General features: G+C 37.2%; 25 protein-coding genes. 18 read left to right on the top strand and 7 right to left on the bottom strand.

Annotated features, from left to right (window positions below; genetic code table 11):
- Window positions 1–3: 3 nt before the first annotated feature.
- Window positions 4–1419 (bottom strand): ATP-binding protein, encoded by a 1416-nt coding sequence (locus H4J62_RS11600; RefSeq protein ID WP_182215776.1) that lies wholly within the window; start codon window positions 1417–1419, stop codon window positions 4–6.
- Complete coding sequence (locus H4J62_RS11595; RefSeq protein ID WP_182215775.1) at window positions 1419–2078, bottom strand: response regulator; 660 nt, start codon at window positions 2076–2078, stop codon at window positions 1419–1421. Before H4J62_RS11595 ends, H4J62_RS11600 begins: the two co-directional genes overlap by 1 nt.
- Window positions 2079–2605: 527 nt before the next feature.
- On the opposite strand from H4J62_RS11595, the gene H4J62_RS11590 reads away from it, so the two are divergent.
- Together H4J62_RS11590 and H4J62_RS11585 are read left to right on the top strand one after the other, a co-directional pair.
- A complete protein-coding gene (locus tag H4J62_RS11590; protein ID WP_182215773.1) occupies window positions 2606–3097 on the top strand; it encodes a hypothetical protein in 492 nt (163 codons plus the stop codon).
- Window positions 3098–3192: 95 nt separating this feature from the next.
- Entirely contained in the window at window positions 3193–3702 is a 510-nt protein-coding gene (locus H4J62_RS11585; RefSeq protein ID WP_182215771.1) for a YchJ family protein, read from the top strand.
- A 298-nt stretch (window positions 3703–4000) separates the two neighbouring features.
- Here the strand turns inward: H4J62_RS11585 and H4J62_RS11580 are convergent, their stop codons facing one another.
- The gene (locus H4J62_RS11580; RefSeq protein ID WP_182215769.1) at window positions 4001–4546 is read right to left on the bottom strand and encodes a VC2046/SO_2500 family protein; all 546 of its coding nucleotides are present in this window, start codon (window positions 4544–4546) and stop codon (window positions 4001–4003) included.
- A 204-nt stretch (window positions 4547–4750) separates the two neighbouring features.
- Between H4J62_RS11580 and xthA the strand changes: the two genes are divergently transcribed.
- Entirely contained in the window at window positions 4751–5557 is an 807-nt protein-coding gene (gene xthA, locus H4J62_RS11575) for an exodeoxyribonuclease III (RefSeq protein ID WP_182215767.1), read from the top strand.
- 16 nt (window positions 5558–5573) lie between these two features.
- Window positions 5574–6389, top strand: a complete 816-nt coding sequence (gene rlmA / locus H4J62_RS11570; RefSeq protein ID WP_182215765.1) for a 23S rRNA (guanine(745)-N(1))-methyltransferase — start codon at window positions 5574–5576, stop codon at window positions 6387–6389.
- Between the two features lie 23 nt (window positions 6390–6412).
- Here rlmA and yfbV read toward each other — a convergent pair whose 3' ends face one another.
- Window positions 6413–6844 carry a terminus macrodomain insulation protein YfbV gene (gene yfbV / locus H4J62_RS11565; RefSeq protein WP_070373873.1) on the bottom strand — a complete coding sequence of 144 codons (432 nt, stop codon included), beginning with the start codon at window positions 6842–6844 and terminating at the stop codon, window positions 6413–6415.
- 191 nt (window positions 6845–7035) lie between these two features.
- On the opposite strand from yfbV, the gene H4J62_RS11560 reads away from it, so the two are divergent.
- From H4J62_RS11560 to H4J62_RS11530, 7 genes are all read left to right on the top strand, one after another.
- The gene (locus H4J62_RS11560; protein WP_182215764.1) at window positions 7036–8250 is read left to right on the top strand and encodes an acetate kinase; all 1215 of its coding nucleotides are present in this window, start codon (window positions 7036–7038) and stop codon (window positions 8248–8250) included.
- Between the two features lie 4 nt (window positions 8251–8254).
- Window positions 8255–10378, top strand: a complete 2124-nt coding sequence (pta, locus tag H4J62_RS11555) for a phosphate acetyltransferase (RefSeq protein WP_182215762.1) — start codon at window positions 8255–8257, stop codon at window positions 10376–10378.
- A 546-nt stretch (window positions 10379–10924) separates the two neighbouring features.
- Window positions 10925–11305, top strand: a complete 381-nt coding sequence (locus H4J62_RS11550) for an ACT domain-containing protein (protein WP_182215761.1) — start codon at window positions 10925–10927, stop codon at window positions 11303–11305.
- A gap of 14 nt (window positions 11306–11319) precedes the next feature.
- Complete coding sequence (locus tag H4J62_RS11545; RefSeq protein ID WP_182215759.1) at window positions 11320–11667, top strand: arsenate reductase; 348 nt, start codon at window positions 11320–11322, stop codon at window positions 11665–11667.
- Window positions 11664–12827, top strand: a complete 1164-nt coding sequence (gene dapE, locus H4J62_RS11540) for a succinyl-diaminopimelate desuccinylase (RefSeq protein ID WP_182215757.1) — start codon at window positions 11664–11666, stop codon at window positions 12825–12827. Before H4J62_RS11545 ends, dapE begins: the two co-directional genes overlap by 4 nt.
- Before the next feature lie 5 nt (window positions 12828–12832).
- Window positions 12833–13525, top strand: coding sequence for a M15 family metallopeptidase (locus H4J62_RS11535; protein WP_182215756.1), 693 nt, complete (start codon window positions 12833–12835; stop codon window positions 13523–13525).
- Window positions 13518–13748 (top strand): hypothetical protein, encoded by a 231-nt coding sequence (locus H4J62_RS11530; RefSeq protein ID WP_182215754.1) that lies wholly within the window; start codon window positions 13518–13520, stop codon window positions 13746–13748. Before H4J62_RS11535 ends, H4J62_RS11530 begins: the two co-directional genes overlap by 8 nt.
- 174 nt (window positions 13749–13922) lie before the next feature.
- Here H4J62_RS11530 and bamC read toward each other — a convergent pair whose 3' ends face one another.
- Window positions 13923–15008 carry an outer membrane protein assembly factor BamC gene (bamC, locus tag H4J62_RS11525; RefSeq protein ID WP_182215752.1) on the bottom strand — a complete coding sequence of 362 codons (1086 nt, stop codon included), beginning with the start codon at window positions 15006–15008 and terminating at the stop codon, window positions 13923–13925.
- 356 nt (window positions 15009–15364) lie between these two features.
- Here bamC and H4J62_RS11520 point away from each other — a divergent pair, with 356 nt between their 5' ends.
- The 4 genes from H4J62_RS11520 to H4J62_RS11505 are packed head-to-tail and all read left to right on the top strand — an operon-like array spanning window position 15365 to window position 17620.
- Window positions 15365–15892 (top strand): glycine cleavage system protein R, encoded by a 528-nt coding sequence (locus tag H4J62_RS11520; RefSeq protein WP_182215751.1) that lies wholly within the window; start codon window positions 15365–15367, stop codon window positions 15890–15892.
- 22 nt (window positions 15893–15914) lie between these two features.
- The gene (gene bcp / locus H4J62_RS11515; protein WP_182222244.1) at window positions 15915–16388 is read left to right on the top strand and encodes a thioredoxin-dependent thiol peroxidase; all 474 of its coding nucleotides are present in this window, start codon (window positions 15915–15917) and stop codon (window positions 16386–16388) included.
- Between the two features lie 60 nt (window positions 16389–16448).
- The gene (locus H4J62_RS11510; RefSeq protein ID WP_070373884.1) at window positions 16449–16958 is read left to right on the top strand and encodes a YgjP-like metallopeptidase domain-containing protein; all 510 of its coding nucleotides are present in this window, start codon (window positions 16449–16451) and stop codon (window positions 16956–16958) included.
- A gap of 59 nt (window positions 16959–17017) precedes the next feature.
- On the top strand, window positions 17018–17620 hold the full coding sequence (locus H4J62_RS11505; RefSeq protein ID WP_182216113.1) for an AAA family ATPase: 603 nt from the start codon (window positions 17018–17020) through the stop codon (window positions 17618–17620).
- Window positions 17621–17641: 21 nt separating this feature from the next.
- Here H4J62_RS11505 and H4J62_RS11500 read toward each other — a convergent pair whose 3' ends face one another.
- Together H4J62_RS11500 and H4J62_RS11495 are read right to left on the bottom strand one after the other, a co-directional pair.
- Window positions 17642–18715, bottom strand: coding sequence for an AI-2E family transporter (locus H4J62_RS11500; protein ID WP_182216115.1), 1074 nt, complete (start codon window positions 18713–18715; stop codon window positions 17642–17644).
- Between the two features lie 9 nt (window positions 18716–18724).
- Complete coding sequence (locus H4J62_RS11495; RefSeq protein WP_182216117.1) at window positions 18725–18970, bottom strand: sulfurtransferase TusA family protein; 246 nt, start codon at window positions 18968–18970, stop codon at window positions 18725–18727.
- A gap of 153 nt (window positions 18971–19123) precedes the next feature.
- Between H4J62_RS11495 and H4J62_RS11490 the strand changes: the two genes are divergently transcribed.
- From H4J62_RS11490 to arsC, 3 genes are all read left to right on the top strand, one after another.
- Entirely contained in the window at window positions 19124–19759 is a 636-nt protein-coding gene (locus tag H4J62_RS11490) for a hypothetical protein (RefSeq protein WP_182216119.1), read from the top strand.
- 5 nt (window positions 19760–19764) lie between these two features.
- Window positions 19765–21234, top strand: coding sequence for a M48 family metalloprotease (locus H4J62_RS11485; protein ID WP_259364976.1), 1470 nt, complete (start codon window positions 19765–19767; stop codon window positions 21232–21234).
- Window positions 21235–21332: 98 nt separating this feature from the next.
- Window positions 21333–21671, top strand: a complete 339-nt coding sequence (gene arsC / locus H4J62_RS11480) for an arsenate reductase (glutaredoxin) (RefSeq protein WP_070373889.1) — start codon at window positions 21333–21335, stop codon at window positions 21669–21671.
- Window positions 21672–21706 lie beyond the last annotated feature (35 nt).

Here is a 21706-nt window from a genome sequence, read left to right as displayed (position 1 = left end):
CTTTCACTTATTGTCCTCCCATTCTTGTTCAAACTGATGTAAATGTAAGTCAATCGCTTGAGTCTTTTGTGGAAACCTTACTGACACGCTAAGGCCACCTAATTTCGTCGATTTTGCTAAAATAATACTCGCATGATGTAATTTAACAATATGCTGAACAATCGCTAAACCTAAGCCACATCCTACCACAGTAGAGTGATGGCTATCTCCACCCACACGATAAAAACGATCGAAAACTCGCTGGTATTCGCTGGAGTCAATACCGGGGCCAGAATCTTCAACAATCAGGGTGAAACTGTCTTCATCAATCAACGTTTTTACCAAAATATGCCCGCCTTTAGGAGTATATTTACAGGCATTACCAATTAAATTTTTCACTAAGGTCAATAAAGCAAATTCATTAGCATAAATAATTGTGGCTTCACTTTCTAACGAAATATCATGCTGATGCTGCAATATTTCAGGGTATAAGTCGCTGATCACTTGTTGCAACAATCCTTGTAATTCAAGCTTAGTGACTGCCATGGTGAGTTGATCAGGATTAGTACGATTTAACGTTAATATTTGATCGACAACATGAGCCATTCGGTCAACACTTTGACCTAATTGCATTAACGAAGCCTGCCCGGTGCTGTCAAGGTTTTCACTTTGGGTTATTTGTAAATTGTGAACATTAATTTTGAGCACACTTAACGGCGTTCTTAATTCATGAGCGGCGTCAGAAGCAAAATAACGTTCCCTTGAAAAAGCTGCCGACAAGCGTTCAAATAACAGATTTAGTGTCTGAATAACCGGTTGTAGTTCTTTTGTTGATGTCTCACTAGAAAGCTTTGATAAGTCATTAATTTTCTTTTCTGACAATTCTCGGCGCAAAACAGTTAACGGTTTTAAGCCTTGACGAATCGCCATAAAAATAAACAAGGCAATCAAAGGGATAACTAAAATAATAGGAGTCACAGCAGATAATATAACTTGTTCAGCCAGTGAAAATCTTTGTTCAAGCGGTTGGGCAACCAGCACTCTTAATTGACTTCTTTGCGCCTGTTCGTTTGTTGATGTTTCTATATATACTCGCCAACGCTGTCCAATAAAATTAAGGTCCGTAAACCCTGCAGGTAACTCAGTAATTGACTGTTCAGGAGCATTATCTGTGCGTAGTAATAAAGTATTATTGCTAAAGACTTGATAAGCAATATGGTTAGAAGGGACCACTGTTGCTGCACTTAATCGATTTTCGGCACCCTTGTCAGAAAGAGTCGCAGAGGTCGCTAACAAGGTTTTACCGACGATAACTAATTGCTCATCAAATAAGCTAGTTGCTTGTTCCATACTGGCTTTATAGCCCTGTATGGCAGCAAAAAATGTCATCAAAGTGATGATGGATAGTAAAATAAGGACTAAGTAGCGACGAATCGACATTAGGTTTTATTAACCGTATAACCAACGCCTCTGACTGTTTTTATAAATTGTTCTGGCAATTTTTTTCTTAAGTTGTGTATATGTACCTCAACAGCATTACTGGCCACTTCTTCTCCCCATTCATATAAACGCGATTCAATTTGTTCCCGAGATTGGATTCGACCGGCATTTTCCATCAATGCTTTTAATACCATGTACTCTTTTTTTGACGTTTTTAATTCTTCATCTTTAATAAGGATTTTATGTGCTGCGGTATCAATTGCCACGTCTGAGCAAATAATCAATGCCGACTTTGCCGTGCCTAAACGCCGTTCAATCACGCGAAGGCGTGCTAACAATTCGCTAATTTCAAAAGGCTTTACCAGGTAATCATCTGCACCAAAATCTAAGCCTTTAACTTTATCTTCAAGCGCGTCTCTTGCGGTTAAAATAATAACAGGAATACCTAGCTTACGATCACGAGTACGCTTTAGCACTTCCAATCCGTCAATATCAGGTAAACCCAGATCAAGAATAACTAAGTCTTGATCTGACACAGACAATGCTGAAATTGCCGTTTTACCATTATCAACATGGTTAACAACAAAGCCTTCATGACGAAGTGACTGCTGCAATCCCAAAGCCAGGGGGATATCGTCTTCAACTAACAATATGCGCATATTTTTCCTATAACAATTTAAAATGACTATTAACGGTTTTTATATTATCTAGCCTTTTCCAAGGCCGGTTATTAATACTTGACGGTCGAAAACCATCAACAGTGAAGATAAGACTTAACAATGCCATAGGTATGAACGACTCAAGGTGTTTTATCTCAAAGTTATTGTCGGTTATTACAGAAATATTCGCCATAAAAAAATGAACGTTAATAGCGGTTATTCATCAAATGACCTGTTTATTCATAGGGGGATATTTACCTTAAATATTCAGTGAATGAAAATAACAAACTTTTATTAAGGAAAGCTTAAGAGCTAACAATTGTTTGTCGCTAAGATCCCCTAGCATAGCATTGGGCCAACAAATACTAGCGGTATCTTCAATACTGTTGGTGCTATTTCCCTCATTTACTGGCGTTCATTACATTAGATCCTTCAGTAGGATCAATTAATATTAATCATAAAAAGTGCTTGAATAAACACCAAAAACGATATACTGTACATACATACAGTATATCGAGGTTTTAAAAATGAATTCAATAAATCACATTAATACCAACAACTTAGCATTAAAAACTACAAATATGGCTATCAAAAAAAACAAGTGGTGTGATGTTAGAAGTATTGCTAATGCCATAGAACTATCTCAGCAGTATACTGAAATCTTCAAAAATCATGATTTAGATAACAAATGGATCCTGATGATAAACCCTGAAGAGAAGCCGCTTCAGCAATTGTCTGATCAAGGAAAAATAGACCCTAAAAGAATCTTAAAAGTTAATCTTCATCAACGTAATATCTCACTAAATACCATTAAAGATGCTTTAGAAAAAGGTCACTGTTCGGCTGTTATTTTGTGTAATGCCACCTTAGATAAATCACAATTAAGCCAACTCACTCAATTCGCAGAAAAAGGACAAACTCAATGCATTATTTTAACCAAGCAAACTCAAAAACGTTTAAACAAGCAACGACTAAAAAATTACGTCACTCTTTCGGATTCTTCTTTATTGTTACATTAATTGAGTTTGAAGCGATTTTGCCGTTATTAAAACAGAAAATAAAATTTTGCTCTGCTAAAATAGATCAACTACTTTTCTAAAATAATGTCGACTTTATGCAATGTCCATGTGGTTCAAATATTAGTTTTCAGCAATGCTGCTGCTTATTAATAAATCAAGAGACCTGTGCACAATCACCAGAGCAATTGATGCGTTCTCGCTATAGCGCCTATGCAACAGAGGCTGCTGATTATATTTATCAGACTTATGCTCAAGCTAGCAGAGCTTTACAATCAATCGCTGATATATCAGCATGGGCCAAAGAAACCAAATGGTTAAAACTAACCATTAATGCTGCCAGTGATTATACCGAGCTTAATGATCAAAATGCTGTAAACGCTGACAATAAAGAGCAACGCTTACCGACGGTTTGCTTTTCGGCTTATTACCAACATCAAGGTGAGTATTTTCTGATGAAGGAAACATCACGCTTTGTTGTTGAAAAGGGGCAATGGAGATATTTAGATGGTGAAGTCAGTAACAATGAAGCGCTGATAGCACCAAAAAGAAACCAAGCTTGCTTTTGCGATAGTAATAAAAAATTTAAACAATGCTGTGGCCGGTAAATTCGACAATTAACAATCAAGTTCTTCCCAAAAGAAACCAGCGATGCTTTTGTCATAGTAATAAAAAATTTAGGCCATGCTGTGTTTGGTAAACTCAACAATCAACAATCAAGTCTCCTGCAAAAGAAACCAGCGATGCTTTTGTCATAGCAATAAAAATTTAGACAATGCTGTAGCAAGTAAACTCAACAATTAACAATCAAGTTTAAACATTGCTCAGGCCAGTAAACTGAAAAAGTTAATCACAAATAACGTCAACACAAACGCACGATTTTATTACTATGCTAATGCAATAACCTTATGCTATAGCATCAAGTAACGGCGCTTTAACGATAGTGTTATGCACGGCGTTAAGCCAACCTTTAGTATCGAATGATAATCTTGAACTGTCGGTGTCTTGCGGCGTATTATTCTTTGTATGATTAAATTTTTTCTGGCAGTACAGCGAGGTATTATTTAATACTTCTTGTCTGATATGCTTTTTATCATCTCGAAAAGCAAGCGGTTTAGGCAACAAAGCATTTGATAAACGTAATTCTGCTAAGTTATTCTGCTGAATAAGTTCTGCTTGATCAAATATTGCTGTGTTGTGATTTTCATTCAGAGATAAAGGTGCTTTATCAGGAAGGTCAAACTCTTTACGTAAGCTTGCATCATTAATCGTTTTAGTGCCAACGACAGTTTTTGGCAAAGAAAATTGACTATGGCTAGGTACGTCATCACTTAACATTGCCAATAATAGTGAAAAGTCAGCTCGTCGAGCGCTGTGCACACTTACATTAAGTTGTTCACCTAATTGTAATTCGTGTACCAGAATTTGACTGTCAACTGACTCTGTAAGCAATGTACTTCAACTTTATTATTTTATCTAAAGCTTATATCGGCAATCCTTTAATTTAGTTGAGTTTAATTTCTATTTATTTACACATTTACCTGTCTATTAAAAAGTTGATGTTAATAAGTACCTAATTCACTTCACTAGCAATTAATAATAACCTTCTCTGATAACTTCTGGTAGCATGTGGAAAAAATCAATATCGAGTCTTTTATGAAAATCATTAGCTTTAACATTAACGGCCTTCGTGCGCGTTTACACCAACTTCAAGCCATCATTGATAAGCACCAGCCTGATATTATTGGCTTACAAGAAATCAAAGTTCATAATGATGCTTTTCCCGTTGAAGCTGTTGAAGCTATGGGTTATCACGTTTATTTTCATGGTCAAAAAGCACATTATGGTGTGGCTATGTTATGTAAAAAAGCAGCCAATATTGTTAAAATGGGCTTTGCTAGCGATACTGAAGAGTCTCAAAAACGTATGGTGATGATTGAGACCACCAATGAACAAGGTGAAAAAGTAACGGTATTAAACGGTTATTTCCCGCAAGGCGATAACATCGCTCATGAAACAAAATATCCCTATAAGCGTCAATTTTATAAAGACTTGATGACCTATTTAAATGATAACCATACCCCAGATGAGCACGTAGTCATTATCGGCGATATTAATATTTCACCTGCTGATTTAGATATTGGTATTGGTGAGCCTAACCAAAAGCGTTGGTTAAAGACTGGCAAGTGTAGTTTTCAACCAGAAGAAAGAGAATGGCTTGCAACTTTAATGGCTTGGGGATTTAAAGATACGTTTAGAGAATTGCATCCAACAAAAGCGGAACGTTATTCTTGGTTTGACTATCGTTCTAAAGGTTTTGTTGATAATCGTGGTTTACGCATCGATGTGGTTTTGGCAACGCACAAGATGGCGGCAACGTGTATCGAAGCCGATATTGATTACGAACTACGTGCTATTGAAAAACCTTCAGATCACGCGCCGATTTGGTCTACTTTTAAGTAGCTGTTGAGTAAATACTATGTTCCTTGCTCAATACGTTTGCCCCATTTGTAAAAAATCATTAGTGTTAGCTAACCAAAGCTATCGTTGTCAGAACAACCATAGCTTTGATGAAGCAAAAGAAGGTTATGTAAACTTATTGCCCGTTCAACATAAACATTCAAAAGACCCTGGTGATAACAAAGCCATGGTTAACGCACGTCGTCAGTTTCTAGATAAAGGCTTTTATCAACCGCTCGCTGATGAATTACAATCTCTATATCAACAATACGGTGATTTAACAAAGCCGGTATTTGATGCTGGCTGTGGTGAAGGTTTTTATACTCAACAGTATGTAAGGCCTACCAACCGTGTTTATGGTATTGACATTGCAAAAAATGCGGTTAAAAATGCCGCTAAAAAATATAAAGATTGTCAATTTAGTGTTGCCACCTTGTCGCAGTTACCTTTTAGTGAAAACTACTTTTCTTGGATCAACTCTATTTACGCACCAATTCTTGAAGAAGAATTCACTCGGGTACTAGCTAATAATGGCTATTTAGTCACAGTAACGCCGGCAAAAAATCATTTAATTGAACTAAAAGCATTAATATACCGAACAGCGCAACAACATGATATGACTAAAAGTCCTATTGAAAATTTAACATTGATTGCACAAAAAGAAGTGAACTATGAGATGAAATTTACTGAAGGTGAAGATATTATTAACTTATTAGCAATGACCCCTTTTGCTTTTAAAACGACTGAAACCTTACTTAACGATTTAAAAACAAGAAATAATTTCACTTGCCAAGCTGATTTTTTGATACGTCTTTATAAAAACACGGTCAATTAACGTTTAACTCAATTGTTAAGCGGTTAGAATTTAGAATTTTGTGACTGATGACTGATGTTAAGTAGTTTTGCTAAATCAATAAAACGTGGCTTGTGCAGTGATAATTTTATCGAACCACCCGCTTCGTTGACTCTAGCAACACTTTCTTTGTACCAAGAGGCGAGTGCCAGCGGCAAAAATTTATCGGCTTTAACGCCAAGCATTAACAATGCCTGTAGCGGAATACTTAAAATAAATAAGCTATAAACTAACGCTTGTGGTAATAACGTCATCGATCCTAGGTAAAGTTGCATAATAAAAGAAAACAACGCAATACCCGGTAAATAGCGAAAAGCCAAACGGCAAATTTGAACAGCTTGGTACTCGGCAAAATAATTACCTAACTCTGCTCGCTGCGGCCAAAGTCGCATATACTCTCGACCTAGCTTAATTAGTTCTACTAAACTCATATTCATAAACGACACACTATAACAACGGTTATTTAAAAGATAGCACAAAGTTGTAACTAGTTTTAATCAAGTCTCCCTAAAGTTAACTTCCTTAGTTCATATCAATATTTTAACACTATATTTGGTCTATAATCATTCCAATTAACGTATTGTAATAAAACAATTAACCACCTAATAAATGAGCATTAAATAAAACCATGAAAAAAAATCTAATTTTAGTGTTAAATTGCGGTAGTTCATCCTTAAAATTTTCTTTAATTAAACCAGAAAACGGCGAAACATTACTATCAGGGCTCGCTGAGCGCTTATTGTCCGAACAAGCAAGCATCAAGATTAACGTTAAGGGACAAAAAAAGCACACGGCTATACCTCATCCATTTGATCATCGAACAGCGATAATGGCTTTAGTTGACAGCTTAGTTTCACAACAATTAAATTTACAAATATGTGCCATAGGCCACCGCGTTGTCCATGGTGGTGAACACTATTGTATGCCAACGTTAATTACTGATGAAGTAAAAAACACCATCAGTAACTTGTCTCAGCTTGCCCCATTACACAACCCAGCAAATTTGATGGGTATTAACGCCGCGGAAACGGTTTTTACTGATGTGCCGCAAGTTGCCGTTTTTGACACAGCTTTTCACCAAACGATGCCAGAAAAAGCTTACATTTATGGTATCCCCTACGCTCTCTATCAAGAGCATGGTATTCGACGCTATGGTTTTCATGGTACAAGCCATTATTTTGTTGCACAACAAGCGGCTAAAACACTCGATAAATCCATTAATGAAGGTAATTTTATCAGTGCTCACTTAGGCAATGGTTGCAGTGTTACTGCGATTAAAAATGGTAAGAGTGTCGATACTAGCTTAGGTTTAACACCGCTCGAAGGAGTGATGATGGGCACACGCAGCGGCGATGTTGATGCGGGTATTATTTTTCACCTAATCAATCAACTCGGCTATACCACAGCGCAAGTGAGCCATTTGTTACATAAAGAAAGCGGCCTATTAGGGGTTTCGGGGTTAAGCAACGATTGTCGTGAAATAGAAGAAGCTTGGTTAAAGGATAAAAATCCACGAGCAAAGTTAGCATTAGATATATTTTGCTACCGTGTTGCAAAGTCCGTTGCTTCTTTTACTGCCAGCTTAACATCAATCGATGCCTTAATATTTACCGGCGGTATTGGCGAAAATTCGACGCTAATTAGAGCCAATATTATTGATCAATTGAGCCTACTTAATTTCTTTGTTGCTACTGATAAGAATAATGCCTGCTGCTTTGGCAAGGCAGGTAATATCGGTACAGAAAACTCTCGTCCTATTTTAGTCATTCCAACAAATGAAGAGTGGGTTATTGCAGAGCAAACCTCACAACTTTTATTTAATAACAGCTCAACTAAGGAATAAAGTCATGTCACATAGAATCATGTTGATCCCAGTAGGTTTTGGCGTTGGACTTAGCAGTGTTGTGCAAGGCTTACTTCATGCGTGTCAGCAAAAAGGTATAAATGTCGGCCATTTTAAACCAATAAGTCAACCCGCTCGTCGTTTATTAGCTCACAAAAATAATACGGTTCAAAGTAAGCTCAATACTCCAAATTTAGGGACTTCGGTATCATTAGCTTATGTTGAACAACAAATGGGCGATGGCAAGCATGATATTGTTTTAGAACAGATTGTTGGAGATTTTAATCAATTTGAAAAACAACATGATGTGGTGATTATTGAAGGACTGATACCAACGACACGCCAACCTTACGCGGGCAGAATCAACCGAGATGTTGCTCAAGCCCTGTCAGCAGATATTGTCTTGGTGGCAGCGCCCGATAACGATAGCGCTGAAGAGTTTGAGGACCGTTTAGAAGTTAGTGCGGAAACTTTTGGCGGAATAAAAAACAAACGCCTTATTGGTTGTATTATTAATAAGATTAATAGTCCCGACAAAGATGAGTATGGATTACTGCCTCGTGAAAGTGATTTTAATAGTGAGTTCGATCTTGCTACGCTAATTAATTTATCGATATTTAAAAATCGTCATTTTGACTTGTTAGGTACTGTCTTATGGGAAATGGACTTAATCGCGCCACGGGTCATGGATATTTGCAATTATCTCAATGCTGAAGTATTAAATGCAGGTGATATGTCGCATCGCCGTATCCGCAGTATTAGTTTTTGTGCACGCAGCGTTGGCAATTTAATGAGCCATTTACAACCAAGTCGATTAATTGTTACTCCTGGAGACAGAACCGACATTATTATCGCCACCTGTTTATCGGCTTTAAATGGTACAAAAGTGGGCGCATTATTATTGACTAACGGCTATAAACCCAACGAACAAGTGATGACACTTTGTCAACAAGCTTTAGACGCTGGCCTACCGGTGCTTTCTGTGCCTTGGGATACTTGGCAAACGTCTCGTCATTTAATGAACTACAACCCAGAAACCCCTGCAGATGATATTCAACGTCATGAAAAAGTAAGAGAATATATCGCTGATAACTTGTCTGCGAATTGGTTACAGCAACTGTCTGAAAATGTAGCACAAAGTAGCCAAATGTCTCCACCAGCATTTAGGCATAAGCTCACAGAACTTGCTCGTAGTGCAAATAAACTCATTGTTTTGCCAGAAGGCACAGATATCAGAACCATTAAGGCTGCTGCAATATGTGTTGAACGTGGCATTGCTCGTTGTCAGTTACTGGGCGATAAAGAAAGTATTTTATTGATTGCAGAGCAACAAGGTATTCAATTACCAGAAGGACTATTAATTACCGACCCCAACTTAATTCGAGACCACTACATTGCTCCTTTAGTTGAGTTGAGAAAACATAAAGGATTAACCGAAGTGGTCGCAAAACAAGAACTACAAGACAACGTGGTCTTAGCAACAATGATGTTGCAACTCGGTGAAGTGGACGGTTTAGTCTCTGGAGCTATTAATACCACTGCAAATACGATTCGCCCTGCCCTGCAATTAATTAAAACGGCTGAAGGAAGTTCATTAGTTTCATCTGTTTTCTTTATGTTATTACCTGAGCAAGTTCTAGTATATGGTGATTGTGCAATAAACCCTGAGCCAACTGCGGAACAACTCTCTGAGATAGCGATACAATCTGCCGACTCAGCAATAAAGTTTGGCATTGACCCTAAGGTAGCCATGATAAGTTACAGCACTGGCAGTTCGGGGGTTGGTGCCGATGTAGAAAAAGTAGCAAAAGCAACCAAACTCGCGCAAGCAAAACGACCTGATTTGATCATCGATGGACCGCTGCAATATGATGCCGCCATTATGGAAAATGTTGCCAAGAAAAAAGCGCCTAACAGCCCTGTTGCGGGTAAAGCCAATGTCTTCATTTTTCCTGATTTAAATACCGGTAATACCACCTACAAAGCGGTACAACGTTCTGCACACTTAGTCAGTATTGGGCCAATGTTACAAGGCATGCGAAAACCGGTTAACGACCTTTCCCGTGGTGCTTTAGTCGATGATATCGTCTATACAATTGCCTTAACAGCCATTCAAGCAAAAGTATAGTTTACTCAGCTAAAAGGTTAGTTTATTAACCTTTTAGCTTATATTTTTATTGGCTTGAGACTGCTTTTATATACAGTTGACTATTTTAATAACTATTTATAATTCAATCAATTTTTAGCCACTAGACAAAAAACAACCAGCTAAAATTAACCTTTAAAAACATAAAGATAACCATTAAAGCAATAGTTACCCACAATGATACCCACAGCTTTTGTGGATATCATTAATAACTATTGATGAGGATTTAACAGGTTAACCAGCAAGAATACATTAACTTTTCCACGTTTGATGCTGTTTTTATAAATAACAAGTTATTATTGCCATAAAATACAATAAAATCTAAATAAACATCATATTATTTATCTATTATCAAGCGATGGGGAGTCGCGAGACAAGATCAAGTAAACTTGCTTTATCTTATTAATATCTGCTGTTCATTGCTAAAGCAAGGCATTGACGATACTTAATCTGTTTAAGATAACTATCCTTGCTTTAACAATTAGCCAGTAAACGCTATAGTGACCTTTTTCCTAATGGTCACGTTCAATGAGCACTCTTACCCTCAAATTACTTGAAGAAACGTTTGCTATTCATAGTTTAGCCAGCGATATCGAAATACCAAAAGCTGTGTTTGATGCGCCAATTTTTTTTATTGCAAAAACCTATGAAGAAACATCCATTGTATTACCTCAAAGTATCAACATTGTGAGTGATGAGGTTGAAAAAGACTGGCAAGCACTTGAAGTTGTCGGCCCATTGGATTTTACGCTAACGGGTATTTTATCGAAAATATCAACAATTTTAGCCAAAGAAAAAATCAGTATTTTTGCTATATCTACTTTTGATACTGATTATATTTTAGTAAAATCAAATAATGTATCTCTTGCAACCACTGCATTGATATCTAACGATTACCAAATAATTTAGTTTAAGGGATGTTCATGACCACTATTTACGGCATAAATAATTGCGACACGGTTAAAAAAGCAACGAAATGGCTTGATAAGCAAGATATTGAGTACACTTTTTTTGATTTTAAGAAACAACCATTAACGCCTGAGTTACTCAATGAATTTGTCAGCAACAGCTCTTGGGAAGTTTTACTCAATAAACGTAGTACCACTTTTAGAAACCTACCCGAAGCGATTAAGAGCAATTTAACTGATGATGTTATTTTCCAAGCAGTTTTGGCTCAACCGACCTTACTCAAAAGACCTTTAATCGCTCACAACAACGCCTTTGAAGTGGGTTTTAAAGAGCCAGTATATCAAGCACTATTTTTATCATGAGTAAATTAAAGGCAGAACATGACGTTATCATGTTAGCGAAAGATTTAATTGCCCGCCCGTCAGTAACCCCTGAAGATTTTGGTTGTCAAAAAATGATGTCAGAGCGTCTAGGCGTTTTGGGATTTAACAATGAAACTATGGTTTTCGAAGATACGACCAATCTATGGTCGAGACGCGGCACAACTGAGCCAGTATTTTGCTTTGCCGGTCACACTGATGTTGTTCCCGCAGGTAACTTAGCGCTTTGGCATACTCCCCCTTTTGAGCCAACCATTATTGATGGCATGTTGTACGGGCGCGGTGCTGCAGATATGAAAGGCAGTTTAGCCGCAATGCTCATTGCTACAGCACGCTTTGTAAATGATCATCCCGACCATAAGGGCTCAATAGCTTACCTTATTACCAGTGATGAAGAAGGGCCTTTTATCAATGGCACCACCCGTGTTATCGATACCCTTGAAGCTCGTCATGAGAAAATCAACTATTGTATTGTTGGTGAGCCAACCAGCTCAGATAGGGTCGGTGATATCGTTAAAAATGGTCGCCGGGGTTCTATCTCTGGTGAGCTAATCATTCACGGTAAACAAGGCCATGTTGCCTACCCTGATCATGTAAAAAACCCTATCCATCTAGCTATGCCTGCTTTAGCCGAACTTAGTCAAATGCACTGGGATAACGGTAATGCTTATTTTCCTAAAACGAGTTTTCAGTTATCAAACATCGAATCGGGTACTGGCGCAACTAATGTTGTACCTGGTCATTTAACCGCATGGTTTAATTTACGTTTTAGTACCGAATTAAATTTTCAAAATATTATCGATAAAATTGATGCGGTCCTTATTAAACATCAATTAACCTATGAAATTAAATGGACATTTAATGGTAAGCCGTTTATTACTGAACCTGGCGCTTTGCTTGACTCTGCGGTAAAAGCTATAAAGACAGTCACCAATATTGATGCTGAATTATCAACATCTGGTGGCACTTCAGATGGCCGTTTTATTGCCCCTACGGGTGCACAAGTGATTGAACTTGGGCCGTGCAATGCCACTATTCATCAAGTCAACGAGAGTGTCAGCTGTAATGATTTAATTTTACTTACTGATATTTATTATCATACACTGGTTAATGCACTCACTGACCCAACAACCACAGCTTAACTTTAATGACTGAAATATTAACTAACAGACACTTAACTGGCCACGACAATAGCCATATTACTTGGTTAGATGACCAGACAGGAATTCATCACCAAGCGTTAACTGCATGGCAAGATATGTCTGATGAAGCAAAGTTAGCAGGCTTTGATCTGAAAATCGCCAGTGGATATAGAGATTTCACTCGACAATTAACTATTTGGAACCGAAAGTTTTCAGGTCAGCTAGCGATTAAAGATAAGCAAGGGGCAACCCTAGATATTAATAAAATAACGGAACAAGAAATTATTCAGGCTATTTTATACTTTTCGGCACTTCCTGGGGCAAGCCGTCATCATTGGGGATGCGATATCGATATCTATGCTAAAAATTTATTAGCTGACGATGAAAAGCTACAGTTAGAACCATGGGAGTTTGCTGTTGGGGGGCCTTTTTATCCATTAAACAAATGGCTCACTCAACATGCTAGTCGCTTTGGCTTTTACTTTCCTTACGATAAATTTCGCGGTGGAGTCGCTATAGAGCCTTGGCATTTATCTTATTGGCCAATAGCGCAACATGGAGAAAGGTTATTAACTGAGAACCTGCTTAATTCGGTTCTTTTAAGCTCAGATATCTTGGGGAAAGAAGAGATTCTTCAGAACCTATCAACTATTTATCAGCAATATATTCAAAATGTTGGGAGTATTCACTATGGATAATTGGTTAGTCATCGTTATTATTATTGCAGCTTTCGCCTTAATAATTGGTAATTTTAGTGTTGTTCAACAAAATGCTAATACACCTTTACGAAAGCAAGGCTTAAATGATTTAGAAGAAACACTGCCGCGCAGTCATAACAAAGCCCATAAAATGCCAACTATCGTCTCAGCTGAACCGATAGAGTCAAAAGAAAAAAAGCGAAATAGCCATTTAAATCGATGAAATAGCCAAGCAGTCTATTTTAAAAAAGATTAAGTTTTGATAAAGACTGACTTGAACAACTACCTTTATAATTTCAAATACCATTAAGATACACTGTAGATAATTGACTTGTAAAAAAAACGCCGCTAAAAAATTTAGCGGCGTTTTATTTTAAATAAGCACGATTAAAGCAAGTTAAAAAGCATCTCTAAAAGATAAGCCTCTTTCCATTACTGGAAAAATACGTTCTAGTACTTCAACGGGTAAAGGATTACCATCAGCATCATAGATAGTTACCGAGGTTTTACCTTGTTCGTCGTTAAGTACAAATTGGTACTTAGCTTGGTCAAGATCAATAACAGGAACGTCATCTCCCCATATAACTGACCATAAGCTATTTTCAGGCTTGGCAAAATCAACAAAGTATATTTTCTTACTTTCATTAAGATCTGTTATCTCAAAGCCATAATCTGTAAAAAACAATGGCATATTTGACCAAAGCATTTCAATATCAATTTCAGCAATATATGCTGGCTCTGCTTGAGCGTTTTCACCAATAGTGACAAATTTTTGATTAGCTCGCATTAAACGGTTTTCACGTTGCTGCAATCGATATTTAAAATCAACCTGAGCAACAACCTCATTAAGCATCGCCATTTCTGCGCGTTGTTTGTCAATGATGTCCATTGTTTTACTTGCGCCGTTCTTGTCGGTACGCATGTAATCAATTAATTTAACACTTAAAGCGACACTTCGACCATGAGGTTTACTTTCAAACTGATAGTTAAAGCGCATGCTCTCACTGCTATCTACCGTTTTAAATAACCAATAACCAGAAACGTCTTCTTCATGGTACCAAGCCGACTCAAATACATTATCATCAGTACCGATAGCCGTTAACTCTACACCATCACTCGCGAGTTGCTCACGCAGTGCTTCAGTGATGAAGTCTTTCAAATCGGTATCTTCTAATATTTGGTCAAACCAAATTTTAGCGTTCATTGTACCTGGAACAACACGTGAAGATGAAGCGACAGGAAGAACCAATGAAGGCGCTCTAACATCAACATCTTGGCCAATTGGCCCTTTATTATTGATGGCGTCTGAGATAAAAAACTTTGCATTAACTTCAGGCTTATTCAAACCTGTAGGAACACCTATTTGTTTAGCTTCTTTAACTTTGGCGTATTCAAAATCGCCCATAGCGCTTTTGTTATTAACACTGCCACAACCTGTTACTGCAAGACTTAACAAGGAAAAATAAAATATACGACGATTCATTAACACTCCTGAGGATACAATCTGAATCTTTAAAAGTTGGTTCTTATATTGAACTGACCATAAAAGTTAACTTTGAAACCATTAAATGTAGATTAAATGTAGACAACGAAAACTTTAATCTGCTCTTTGAGTAAATTATCTGTATTAAGTTCCAATATTATCTATAGATTTTATTGATCAGCATATACAAGTATACTATCAGACAAATTAATGGGCACCATGGTACTTGGCTGTTTTTACAAACACAAGAATTCAACTCGAAAAATAACAAATAAATATATTCTCGCTTTAATAGCGGTTTTTATCTGCTTTAAATACGTTACAATAGCCACTTTTTTAAACTACTTAGGCTAACTATGTCTCAATATTTAGTACTCACAGCAATGGGCGCAGACAGAACAGGAAGTGTAAGTGAGCTCACTAAGCTGGCGAGTAAATGCGGCTGTAATATTATTGACAGTAGAATGGCGATATTTGGCCTAGAGTTTTCTTTGATTATGTTATTAAATGGTAGTGCGAAAGCGATTAATCAAATTGAAAATAAGTTACCTGCCGTGGCAGTCAAGCTTGAATTAACCACCATGATGAAAAGAACCTCTGGTTATAAAAAAAGAGAGTTCACCCATCATTATCAAGTTGATTATGCCGGTATCGACCAACCTGGTTTATTAAAAGCGGTGACCGCATTTTTTGCCACCCGCAATATTGACTTATCATCGTTAAAATCAGAAATTGACCCCGTCACTAATCAAATGCGCGCGACCATTTTAATAGCCTTAACCGAAGACACAAGTATTGTACAGCTAGAAAGCGACTACTTTGAACTCTGCGAACAAGTTGATGTGCAAGGCTGCATTAAAAAAGTGAATTCAAACCTTATATAAACTACATACAAGCAGGATACCCATGAAAACAATAACTGTTGGCGAAACCGCACCACTATTTACTTTACTTGATGAAAATAGCGATAAAGTCGCTTTAGCTGATTATATTGGTAAAAAACAAGTACTGGTCTATTTCTACCCTAAAGCCATGACCCCAGGCTGTACTGTGCAAGCACAAGGCCTAAGAGACAGTAAAAGCGAACTTGAACAATTAAATACAATAGTCTTTGGCATTAGTCCCGACGAACCGAAGAAGTTAGTTAAGTTTTGTCTGCGCGATGCATTAAACTTCACGTTATTGTCAGATGTTGATCACAGTGTTGCTGACGCCTTTGGCGTATGGGGATTAAAGAAGTTCATGGGAAAAGAATACGACGGCATCCACCGTTTAAGTTTTTTAATTGGCTTAGATGGCAAAATTAGCCACGTATTTAATAAATTCAAGACAAAAAACCACCATGAAGTTGTTTTAGACGTTTTAAACACTAACGACTAAAAATTAACCGTAACGGTTAGCTTATTTGTTTTAGGCTAGCCGCATAAATAGAATGCTATAATGCCTGCTCCTTTAAAATACCTTTCAGCCTATTCTTTAGATATTCAACATAAAGTACAAGCAATGATAACGGCCAAGAAGTTATCTGCCTATTTGTTGGCAAAATACCCTGTTACCCATCAAATATATAACGATAAAGCCCTGCGCAGCTATGTAATGGATATTAAAAATCAGTACTTAAAGAAGTCTGAACCATTAAGCCAGATAAAGTACGACGATAAAATTCATGTTATTAATAACGCATTAGGCCTGCACACTTATGTATCAAGGGTGCAAGGCAGTAAGCTGAAAAGTAAAAATGAAATACGCATTGGCGCTTTATTTAAAAAAACGCCAGAAACATTTTTGCAAATGATCGTTGTTCACGAACTTGCCCATTTAAAAGAAAAAGATCATAACAAAAATTTCTATAAACTTTGTCAGCATATGCAAGCAGATTATCACCAAGTAGAACTAGATTTACGCATTTACTTGACCCAAGTAGAGTTATTTGGCGATATTTACAATTAAGCTTGAAGCCTATTTTAACGCAAGCTACAGTAATGAAAATATCCTTATAATAAATGCTGATGAATATTACTCATGTAAAAAAACGTATCGTACTTACTGGCGGCCCTGGTGGCGGTAAAACCACAGCCGTTGATCTTATTCGCCGTGAATTTTCAGGGAAAATAGCGACCGTCCCCGAAGCAGCAACGATGATTTTCAGTGGCGGCATTGCTCGTTCAAATAATAATCATGTACTAAAAATACAACAAACTGCTATTTTTAATTTACAAAAAAATTTAGAAGATATTCAGCGAGCGACTTTTGAGCACAGTATTATTTTATGTGACCGAGGCTCTTTAGACGGCCTAGCTTATTGGCCAGGCAATGATGATGAGTTTTTCCAAGCGATGGATACCACGCTTGCTGATGAGTTGGCACGTTACGATGCGGTCATTTTTTTTGAAAGTGCAGCAAAATCAGGTGAAAGTATCAAAAGTAATAATCCCATTCGCAATGAATCAGAAAAAGCGGCTATCATTCTTGACGATAAACTACAGACTATTTGGTCACAACATCCTAATTTTAACTTAATCCACAGTGCTGAATCTTTTATCAATAAAGTTATGTTTGGTATCACGACCATTGAAGAAATTATCGAGCAGTATCAAAAAGACTCAGGGTAAAGTTTACCTTAGAGCACCTCTTTAAGCGGTACCCTGTTCAGGAAAGTCACTATTTGATGGCCAAGCATTTAAAACGGCCTTAACTAAAGTTGCTAGGGGAATAGCAAAGAATATTCCCCAGAAACCCCACATGCCGCCAAATAAAATAACAGCAACAATAATCGTTACTGGATGGAGATTTACCGCCTCTGAAAATAATAATGGCACAATAATATTGCCATCAATAGCTTGAATAATACCGTAAGCTATCATTACATAACCGAATTCGCTACCGGTGCCAAATTGAAATAAAGCCACCAACAAGACAGGAAAAGTGACGATAGTAGCGCCTACATATGGCACAAGTACAGACAACCCCACTAAAACACCAAGTAATACCGCATAATTTAGGCCGAGGACGATAAAGGCTATGGTCGATGCAGCACCAACAATAAGGATTTCAATCACCTTACCACGAATATAATTCATGATTTGTTGATACATCTCATCGCCTACTTTCGTCGCCATTAAACGTTCTTTAGGAAGAAATGAGGTAAAATTTGAAATTAATACTTTTTTATCTTTTAGAAAGAAGAACACCATTAACGGCACTAAAATTAAGTAAATCATCAAAGCAACAATATCAGAAATAGAATTAAGAGACGCTTTTAAGGCAACTTGTCCCCATTCAATTAACTTATCATTGACGGCAGAAATTAATGTTTCTATTTGTCCGGCATTAATTAAATCAGGATACAACTCGGGAAGCGTCAACAAATAGGTTTGTCCCTGAGACACCATTTGCGGTACTTCTTGTAATAAATTACTACTTTGTTGCCAAATAACGGGCATTAGCCCAAGAATACCGACTAAAGAAATGCCGATAAACCCCGCTACAACGATACCCACGGCAAATGTTCTTGATAAGCCAAGACGGACTAGACGATGGACAGGTAAATCTAATAAAAAAGCGATCGCAATAGCAACAAAGACCGGCATAAGTAAGTTATTAAATAAAAAGACAAAAAGAAAGGCACACAAAAGAATAACCATTAAAGTTACTGCGTTTGGATCAGAAAACTTACGTTTATACCATTGAGAAAATAATGAAACCATTTATATAACTTACCTGTTGGATGAAAGGGGTTGAGGGGCTTTACTAATAAAAAGTTCAAGGGTGTCTTTTTCAAGCCAAGACTCTTTATAGTGGTAACCTTGTTTCGTTAATAGTTTAGGAATATCCTTGATAGAGCCTTGGTCAGATATTCTCAGTAAACAAAAATCAGCATTCGACATTTTTTTTAACAATAATCGCAATTGTACTAATGGCACAGGACATTTTTCCGAACTGGCATCATATTCATAGATCATCACTACATACCACTTAAAAAATCATCAGATAACAATAATTGTCACCAATAACAGTAAACAAACCTTTTGTTTGATTATCTAATTTGCGACAATTGATTACAATGTTATTGTATTATTTATTTTGATTTGTTGGCAAATAAGTACTGAGGTGAAATGAAAGAGTTACCGATAACAGCTAGTTTAAAAGAAATTACTGCTCATAAAAAGAAACTTAATTGGGGTGATGTACCTGCTATCTATCATATGGCGGCATCTTCAATTAGTGATATGGACGGGATTTTAACGCATGGTTTTGATAGTGCCTATAAACAATTATTTGATAAACGTAATTGGAACTATGCCTTTTTAGAGGCGACGGCTGATAACGATGGCACTATTAACGTTACCCAAAAGCCAAAAATAGCCTTACGCCATTGCTATGATGAACAAAATTATGAACTTCACTGTTATCCGATAGTCAAAGGTGAACGACTCTATACACCATTATCACAAAGTGCCTTATGTCCATTTGTGCAATGGTCACCCGAAAACATGCAAATGCTATTTAGGATCAGTAGTTTAATTTCCTTTATCGTTTTTACTTTTAAAAGTGGTGATCCAGCAGATTTAGCGTTAATAAAGTACTCACATAAACGTGTGCAAGAGCTAATAGCTCAACTGAGCCAATCATTTGAAATAGTCGATGTAGTGGGTTATTCCATTGCAGATTTTTGTAAAGAGTTATATCGAGGAAAACCAAATTTCACGATAGCTGATTTACTTGATACACCGGATATAAATACGGAATAATTAATTTGCCTTATAAACGTAAGCTTAAAATAAAATCATTATTATTTACCTGCGCATTAACAACATTAGTTGCTAGCCCATACGGCTTTTCCCAAGAAAATAATAAAAATAAACTTCCTGAAATTGGCACGGCTGGATTTAGCGTTCTATCTGTTGATAAAGAACGCCAGATAGGTAACGCAATGATGCGTCATATTCGCGCTTCTCAGCCGTTGGTCAATGACCCTGTTTTAATCGAATATATTAACGATTTAGGCAACCGTTTAGTCAAGAATGCCCAAGATGTTAATTACAGCTTCGAATTTTTTATCATTAGAAATAAAGAAATCAATGCCTTTGCCTTTTTTGGGGGCCATGTTGGTATTCATAGTGGCTTAATTACCCTCGCTGATACAGAGAGCGAACTAGCCTCAGTAATCGGTCATGAAATATCTCATGTAACCCAGCGTCACTTGGCCCGAAGGCTTGAGGCTCAAAGTAGAAATCAACCACTAGCCACTGCAGCATTAATTTCAGGGGTATTACTGGCATTAGTTAACCCATCTGTTGGTATGGCTGCATTAACCACAACAATGGCGGCGTCAAAACAATCAAGTATTAATTTTACCCGTGGCAATGAGCAAGAAGCCGACCGTGTTGGCATTGCCCTACTCGCACAAAGCGGTTTTGATCCGCAAGGTGCCCCCGATTTTTTTGGAAAAATGGCAGTGAAATATCGTTATACTTCAAAGCCACCAGCAATGCTATTAACTCATCCGGTGCCTGAATCTCGCATTGCCGAAGCGCGTGTCCGTGCTCATGGTTTAGAAAGTCGTCCTTCAGCTCCTAGTTTAAACTTTGCGCTCGCAAAAGCGCGTATTCAAGCGCGTTACGAATCAACGGCCCTGGAAAACATTGCAACTTTTGAAGATAGTATAAAAAAACAAAACTACACTTATAGAGCCGCTGTTGACTATGGCTTAGCTTTATCATTATTTGAAAATAAAGAGTATCAAGCGGCTAAAAAAATACTTGAAAGATTGCTCATTGAAGATAAAAACAATCTATTCTATGCAGATGCACTAACCGATGTTTATATTAAAACAAAAGAAGTAAATAAAGCGCTGACTATGCTCAGTGCCCTTAATTTATTGATGCCAAATAACCAAGTTGTTACCTTAAACTTTGCCAACGCTCTCGTTGAAAACAGTCAATATTCAGAAGCTGAAGTACTTTTACAAGACTACCTGTTAGTTAAACCAGGTAATTTTATCGCTTATGATATATTAACGACTGTCTATGAAAAACAAGATAAAAAAGCACTGATGCATGCGACAAAAGGCGAAATCTTTGCACTTTTAGGGGCATACTCTCGTGCGGTCGACGAATTGCAAACAGGCTACAATTTTACAGATAATCAACCGTTAGTCGAAAAACGTATCAAAGCACGAATATTGCAATTTCAAGATCAAGAACAAAAACTTAAAAGACTATAATCCATATTACAGAAACGTTTAGAATAGGTGCTATAACGGCCTACTCTATCGATTAACCCGTAAAATTATTTAATTTTAGCACCCATTGAGATCTAACCATGTTAACGATTTATCATAACCCTCGCTGTTCTAAAAGCCGCCAAACCTTGGCGTTGATTGAAGAAAACAACCAAGAGGTTTGCATTGTAGAGTATTTAAAAAAACCACTGGATGAAAGCACTATCCAGTCACTTTTATCACGTTTAAATGTTTCCCCTATTCAAATGATGCGCACTAAAGAAAGTGAATTTAAAGAACAAGCATTAGCTCAAGCAACTGACAAGCAACTCATTGAAGCTATGGTGAACACCCCAAAACTTATTGAGCGACCAATTGTTACTACGCAAACGAAAGCCATCATTGGCCGACCTCCTGAAAACGTTTTAACACTCTTTTAATTTCAATTTAAAATTTAATTCAACAAGTTAGTGAA

The sequence above is a fragment of the Colwellia sp. BRX8-5 genome (assembly GCF_014077325.1).
Taxonomy (GTDB): Bacteria; Pseudomonadota; Gammaproteobacteria; order Enterobacterales; family Alteromonadaceae; genus Colwellia_A.
This window is presented reverse-complemented; position numbering and strand designations above follow the sequence as displayed.